The 7180-nt window shown below is 69.5% G+C and carries 5 protein-coding genes; 4 read left to right on the top strand and 1 reads right to left on the bottom strand.

Going from position 1 to position 7180, the window contains the following annotated elements:
* Positions 1-57: 57 nt before the first annotated feature.
* Positions 58-1065, bottom strand: a complete 1008-nt coding sequence (locus G5C60_RS48495; protein WP_165270339.1) for a hypothetical protein — start codon at positions 1063-1065, stop codon at positions 58-60.
* Positions 1066-1201: 136 nt separating this feature from the next.
* On the opposite strand from G5C60_RS48495, the gene G5C60_RS48500 reads away from it, so the two are divergent.
* From G5C60_RS48500 to ndk, 4 genes are all read left to right on the top strand, one after another.
* Complete coding sequence (locus tag G5C60_RS48500; RefSeq protein WP_165270341.1) at positions 1202-3826, top strand: valine--tRNA ligase; 2625 nt, start codon at positions 1202-1204, stop codon at positions 3824-3826.
* Between the two features lie 191 nt (positions 3827-4017).
* Entirely contained in the window at positions 4018-5526 is a 1509-nt protein-coding gene (folC, locus tag G5C60_RS48505; protein ID WP_165270343.1) for a bifunctional tetrahydrofolate synthase/dihydrofolate synthase, read from the top strand.
* 3 nt (positions 5527-5529) lie between these two features.
* A complete protein-coding gene (locus tag G5C60_RS48510; RefSeq protein WP_165270345.1) occupies positions 5530-5883 on the top strand; it encodes a DUF4233 domain-containing protein in 354 nt (117 codons plus the stop codon).
* Positions 5884-6014: 131 nt separating this feature from the next.
* The gene (gene ndk / locus G5C60_RS48515; RefSeq protein WP_165270347.1) at positions 6015-6428 is read left to right on the top strand and encodes a nucleoside-diphosphate kinase; all 414 of its coding nucleotides are present in this window, start codon (positions 6015-6017) and stop codon (positions 6426-6428) included.
* Positions 6429-7180 lie beyond the last annotated feature (752 nt).

A 7180-nucleotide genomic window follows, 5' to 3' on the forward strand; every position in this document is an offset into this window, starting at 1 on the left:
GGCCCCGGTCAACTGACCGGGGCCCCCTCCTCGTTGATGCGGCGCAGAAGCACTGCGTCAGATCTTGACGCGGACATCCTTGCGGAACTTGGCCGTGAGGTCGGCCGCCCCCTGGAGGTCGGCGCTCTTGCCCGCCATGGCGTCGGCCAGGTCGATGTTGATGACGACGCCCAGCGTGCTGTGGTCGCCCCAGATGCACACCGGCATGTTGATCTCCTTGGGACCGGAGGCCGGGTCGCCCGCCACGGCGTCTTCGTTCTTGATCTTGGCCTCCTGGCACTTCAGGATCGCGCCGTCCAGACCAGCGGGCTTGTAGCTCTTCGGGCTGCCGACGACCTGGGCCTCGGTTTCCTTGTCCTTGGCGGCGTTCTTCTTCAGCTCGGCGAACATGGCGTCGACGACCTTCTCCGGGTCGTCGATCTCGCCGTAGACGCCCATGAACTGGAGCATCTGCATGGCAAGCGGATTGCTCTCGTCCCCGGACTGGTAGGTGGCGTCGATGTCCTTGGGGTTCGTGACGCCGTGCTTCTCCGCGTCCTTGAGGTCGTCCTTGCTGAACCCGCCGCTGTCGGCGCCGTCCTCGCCCTTCTTGTACTCACCGCTGAGTACCGTCGCCGGCGTGGTCAGCTTGTGCGGGCCGTCGTCCGCCACGTCCGAGGAACCGCCGCCGCCCCCGCCGATCACGAGGTACGCGCCCACCGCGATCGCGGCCACGACCGCCACCGCGCCGATGATGATCCCCGTCTTCTTCTTGCCGCCGCCGGGAGCGGGCGGCTGCGGCATGCCGTAGGGCGGGGGCTGCTGGCCGTACGGCGGCTGCTGGCCGTAGCCGGGCTGGGGCGGGGCCCCGGGAGGCGTCTGCTGGGGGTACCCATAGCCGGGCTGCTGCGGAGGAGCCTGCTGCGGGTAGCCGTAGCCGGGCTGAGGGGCCTGCTGCGGCTGACCGTAGCCGGGCTGCGGGGCCTGCGGCTGCTGGCCGTAGGGGCCGGGCTGGCCGGTCGGCTGACCGTACGGTCCAGGCTGCTGGGGCTGCCCGCCGTACGGGCCCGGCTGGTTGTGGCTCATTTCTGGGTTCCCCTCCAGATACTTATGCGATCCGAACATCCTGGCGTAAGGAGCGCCCGCGCGGAGCACTGGGGGTCTCACCGTTACCAAACAATCCGGTTTCGGGACGGGTCCGTGACACCTCTAAACTGAGCCCGTGACCGACAACGCTCAGCAGCAGCCGCCAGCCAACACCCCCGAACTGCCGACCCAGTACGCGCCGGCCGAGGTAGAGGGGAAGCTGTACGAGCGCTGGGTAGAGCGGGGTTACTTCGGCGCCGACGCGAAGAGCGAGAAGCCGCCGTACACCATCGTCATCCCGCCGCCGAACGTCACCGGCACACTCCACCTGGGCCACGCCTTCCAGCACACGCTCATGGACGCCCTCACACGCCGTAAGCGCATGCAGGGGTACGAGGCGCTGTGGCTGCCCGGCATGGACCACGCCGGTATCGCCACCCAGAACAAGGTCGAGCAGCAGCTCGGCGACGAAGGCAAGTCCCGCCACGACCTGGGGCGCGAGGAGTTCGTCGCGCGGGTCTGGCAGTGGAAGGAAGAGTACGGCGGCAGGATCCTCGGCCAGATGCGGCGGCTGGGCGACGGCGTCGACTGGAGCCGTGAGCGGTTCACCATGGACGAGGGGCTGTCCCACGCCGTCCAGACCATCTTCAAGAAGCTGTACGACGACGAGTTGATCTACCGCGCCGAGCGCATCATCAACTGGTGTCCCCGCTGCCTGACCGCCATCTCGGACATCGAGGTCGACTACCAGGACGACGACGGCGAGCTCGTCTCCATCAAGTACGGGGAGGGGGACGACACTCTCGTCGTCGCCACCACCCGTGCCGAGACCATGCTCGGTGACACGGCCGTGGCCGTTCATCCGGCCGACGAGCGGTACCAGCACCTGATCGGCAAGCGGATCAGGCTGCCGCTCACCGACCGCACCATCCCCGTCGTCGCCGACGAGCACGTCGACCCCGAGTTCGGCACCGGCGCCGTCAAGGTGACACCCGCGCACGACCCGAACGACTTCGAGATCGGCCAGCGCCACGGCCTGGAGTCGATCACGGTCATGGACGAGCGCGGCGTCATCACCGCCCACGGCCCGTTCCAGGGGCTCGACCGTTTCGAGGCCCGCTCCACGATCGTCGCCGCGCTGCGCGAGCAGGGCCGGATCGTCGCCGAGAAGCGTCCGTACGTCCACTCCGTCGGCCACTGCTCGCGCTGCAAGACCACCATCGAGCCGCGGTTGTCCCTGCAGTGGTGGGTCAAGGTCGGCCCGCTCGCGCAGGCCGCGGGTGACGCCGTCCGCGACGGGCGGGTGGAGATCCACCCGAAGGAGATGTCCAGGCGCTACTTCGACTGGGTCGACAACATGCACGACTGGTGCATTTCGCGCCAGTTGTGGTGGGGCCACCGGATCCCCGTCTGGTACGGGCCGAACGGCGAGGTCGTCTGTGTCGGCCCCGATGAGCAGCCCCCGAGTGGCGACGGCTGGACCCAGGACAGCGACGTCCTCGACACCTGGTTCTCCTCCGGCCTGTGGCCGTTCTCCACGCTCGGCTGGCCGGAGCGGACCCCGGACCTCGAGAAGTTCTATCCGACGGACGTCCTGCTCACCGGGCACGACATCATCTTCTTCTGGGTCGCCCGGATGATGATGTTCGGTCTGTACGCGATGGACGGCGAGGTTCCCTTCAAGACCATCGCGCTGACCGGTCTCGTCCGCGACGAGCACGGCAAGAAGATGTCCAAGTCCAACCCCAACTCGGTCGACCCGCTGGACTGGATGGACGCGTACGGCTCCGACGCCGTCCGCTTCACGCTCGCCCGCGGCGCCAACCCGGGCGCGGACGTGCCGATCGGCGAGGACTGGGTCCAGGCGTCCCGGAACTTCGCCAACAAGATCTGGAACGCGACGCGCTTCGCGCTGATGAACGGCGCGACGGTCGAGGGCCCGCTCCCGGACCCGTCCGAGATGTCGGCGACGGACCGCTGGATCCTCTCGCGCCTGAACAAGACGGTCGCCGAAGTCGACGCGTTCTACGACGACTTCCAGTTCGCCAAGCTCTCCGACGCCCTCTTCCACTACGCGTGGGACGAGGTCTTCGACTGGTACGTCGAGCTGTCCAAGACGACGTTCAACGCGGGCGGCGCGGCGGCCGACGTCAGCAAGCGGGTCCTGGGCGAGGTCCTGGACGTCACGCTGCGGCTGCTGCACCCGATCGTCCCGTTCGTCACGGAGACGCTGTGGACCACCCTCACGGGGGGCGAGTCCGTCGTGATCGCCGACTGGCCGGCCGACTCCGGGTTCCGCGACTTGGGCGCCGAGCGCGAGATCGAGACGCTTCAGCAGGTCATCACGGAGGTCCGCCGCTTCCGCGCCGACCAGGGTCTCCAGCCCGGCCAGCGCGTCCCGGCCCGGCTCACCCTCGACGGGACCGCCCTGGCCCCGCACGAGGCGGCCATCCGCCAGCTGCTGCGCCTCCAGCCGGAGGGCGAGACCTTCGCGGCCACGGCGACCCTGCCGGTCGCGGGCGCCCAGGTCGCGCTCGACCTCTCCGGCACGATCGACGTGGCGGCGGAGCGGAAGCGGCTCGCGAAGGATCTGGCGGCGGCCGAGAAGGAGAAGGCCCAGGCGAACGCCAAGCTCGGCAACGAAGCCTTCCTGGCCAAGGCCCCCGAGCAGGTCGTCGACAAGATCCGTACGCGGCTTGCCAAGGCGGACGAGGACATCGCGCGGATTCAGGCGCAGTTGGGCCGTCTGCCGGAGGCCTAGCCGGCCGGTTGTACGTGCTTAAGGCGCCCGGAGCTGTGAGGCTACGGGCGCCTTTGCCTGGCCGGTCCCTGGGGCTGCGCCCCAGACCCCCGACAGACAAATCCCGGTGGTGCGTCGGCTGCGGGTTTGTTGTGGCTTGTCGCGCAGTTCCCCGCGCCCCTTCAGGGGCGCGGCCTCCGTAGACTGGCCCCGTGAGTGAGTTCCCCCCGCACGACAGCAACGAGTCCGACCCCTTCGACGAGATCGTCGGCGCGGAGACGGACCGCGACCCCGACCTCGCGGTGATCGAGGCCGGCAGCCGCACCCTGCGCGCCCAGGGCGGTCCGCCGGAGGCCGACATTCCCGGGCGACCGGCCGACCCCGAGGTCGACAAGGCTTTGCGCGAAGTGGAGGCCGAGCTGGCCACGCGCTGGGGTGAGACAAAGCTGGAACCGTCCATCACGCGGATCGCCGCGCTGATGGACGTACTGGGGGAGCCGCAGCGCGCGTACCCGTCGATCCACATCACGGGAACGAACGGCAAGACGTCCACGGCCCGCCTGATCGAGGCGCTTCTCGGCGCCTTCGAGCTGCGCACCGGGCGGTACACCTCGCCGCACGTCCAGTCGATCACCGAGCGGATCAGCCTGGACGGCGCCCCGATGGCCGCCGAGCGGTTCGTGGAGACGTACCGGGACCTTCAGCCGTACATCGAGATGGTGGACGGCCGGCAGGAGTTCCGGCTCTCCTTCTTCGAGGTGCTGACGGGTATGGCGTACGCGGCGTTCGCGGACGCGCCGGTCGACGTGGCCGTCGTCGAGGTGGGCATGGGCGGCAGCTGGGACGCCACGAACGTGATCGACGGTGACGTCGCCGTGGTGACCCCCATCGACCTGGACCACACGGACCGGCTCGGCACCACGCCCGGCGAGATCGCCAAGGAGAAGGCGGGCATCGTCAAGCAGGACGCGACCGTCATCCTGGCCCAGCAGCCGGTCGACGCGGCGCAGGTGCTGTTGAAGAAGGCCGTCGAGGTCGATGCGACGGTCGCCCGTGAGGGGCTGGAATTCGGGGTCGTGGCGCGTCAGGTCGCCGTCGGCGGGCAGTTGCTGACGCTGCGTGGGCTCGGCGGGGAGTACGAGGAGGTGTTCCTGCCGCTGCACGGGCCGTACCAGGCGCACAACGCGGCCGTCGCGCTTGCCGCGGTGGAGGCGTTCTTCGGTGTGGGCGCCGCGCGTGCCGAGCGGCTGGATATCGACACGGTGCGGAAGGCGTTCGCCGCGGTCGCCGCGCCGGGGCGTCTCGAGGTCGTGCGCCGTTCGCCGACCGTGGTCCTGGACGCCGCGCACAATCCGGCGGGTGCCCGTGCCACCGCCGAGGGCATCAGCGAGGCGTTCGACTTCAGCCGGCTGATCGGTGTGGTCGGCACGAGCGGCGACAAGAACGTACGGGGGTTGCTGGAGGCCTTCGAGCCGATCTTCGCGGAGGTCGTGGTCACGCAGAATTCCAGCCATCGTGCGATGGACGCGGACGCGCTGGCCGCGCTGGCCGTCGAGGTCTTCGGTGAGGAGCGGGTTCAGGTGGAGCCGCGTCTTGACGACGCCCTGGAGGCGGCGATCACGCTGGCCGAGGAGGAGGGTGAGTTCGCGGGCGGTGGCGTCCTCGTCACCGGTTCCGTCATCACCGTCGGCGAGGCCCGACTGCTCTTGGGGAGGGGTTGACCTGTGCGTACGCTCTGTGCTTCGACGCTGATCGGTGAGGTCTTCGTCATCGGCTTCGCCGGACTGGTCGCCATGAAGGATCCCGACCTCTCCGTGACGACGGTCTGGACGGTCAGTGGTGTCGCGATGCTGCTGTGCGTGCTGCTGTGCGGTGTGGTGACGCGGCCGGGGGGTGTCCAGCTGGGCTGGGCCCTGCAGATCGCGCTGATCGCTTCCGGGTTCGTCGTGCCGACGATGTTCTTCATGGGCGCGATCTTCGCTGCTCTGTGGTGGGCCTCGGTGCATTACGGGCGGAAGGTGGATGACGCGAAAGCGCGGTTTGCTGCGCAGGCTGAGACGGAGAGCAAACCGGCGTAGCCGTGCGCGGAGAGGTCGTACGTCGGCCGCGGGCCGTTTGTGGCTGGTCGCGCAGTTCCCCGCGCCCCTAAAGGGGCGCGGGGCCCTGTAGCCTCAGTGATCCGCACATCTGTTGCCGAAGGAGTCCCGACGTGAGCCAGCGCACCCTCGTCCTTCTCAAGCCCGACGCGGTTCGTCGTGGCCTGACCGGCGAGATCATCAGCCGTATTGAGCGCAAGGCCGGCTGGCAGATCACCGCGCTGGAACTGCGGACACTGGATCAGGAGACCCTGGAGCTTCATTACGGCGAGCACAAGGGCAAGCCTTTCTACGAGCCGCTGGTGGACTTCATGTCCTCCGGTCCCGTGGTCGCCCTGGTTGTCGAGGGGGAGCGGGTCATCGAAGGTGTGCGCGCGCTTGCGGGGCCGACGGACCCGATCGCGGCGGCTCCCGGCTCCATCCGCGGCGACTTCGGTGTGATCGTCCGGGAGAACCTGATCCACGCCTCGGACTCCGAGGAGTCCGCCGACCGCGAGCTGAAGATCTTCTTCCCCGGCCTGATCTGACCGCCGGTCTGACCTGACCGCGGGCCTGTTCTGGTCGTCGGCCTGACCTGACTACCGGCCTGGTCTGACTACCGGCCTGGTCTGACCCTCGGCCTGACTTGGCCGTCGGGTCTGACCGTCGGCCTGACTTGGCCGTCGGCCGACTTGGCGCCAGCCCATTTGGCACAGGCCGGACCTGATCGCCGCAGGGCCTGACCGCCGGACTCTCCGGTTCCCGGCCCGCCCAGGTCACGACCCGCGCCAAGCCCTGGCCCTGTCCACACCGCGGGCCCGGCCCGTTCTCGAGACCGGGCCTGGCCCAGGTCTCAGGTCGGCTACGGGAGCGGGCTTGGTCAATGGGCAGGGTTGGCCCGAGTTCCGGCAGCGGCCGGGGCCCGGTCCCGGCCTGGTTCTGGGTGGGCAGGCCCGGCTACGAGAGCGGGCTTGGCACTGGACCGGCTCGCCCGAGTCCCGGCTGCAGCCGAGTCCTGGCTCCCGCCGAGTCCGGCTCATGCCAAGGGTTCCGGCTCAAGCCAGCCAGCCAGCCCGGCCAGCCTCCGGCGCCTCCGCCAAGCCCCTGACCCAGCCACGGGACCCGGCCCGGCCCAGGCCAGTCCAGCGCGGACTCTGGCGCCTACGCCAAGCCCTTGACCCAGCCACGGGACCCGGCCCGGCCCAGGCCAGTCCAGCGCGGACTCTGGCGCCTACGCCAAGCTCCTGATCCAGCCATGGGGCCCGGCCCGGCCCAGGCCATCTCAGGCTCAAGCCCAGCC

The sequence above is a fragment of the Streptomyces scabichelini genome (assembly GCF_011045015.1).
Taxonomy (GTDB): Bacteria; Actinomycetota; Actinomycetes; order Streptomycetales; family Streptomycetaceae; genus Streptomyces; species Streptomyces scabichelini.

Bases quoted from the DNA above. Each gene is read 5' to 3' on its own strand.
- G5C60_RS48495 (WP_165270339.1), bottom strand. From the start codon at position 1,065: ATGAGCCACAACCAGCCGGGCCCGTACGGCGGGCAGCCCCAGCAGCCT.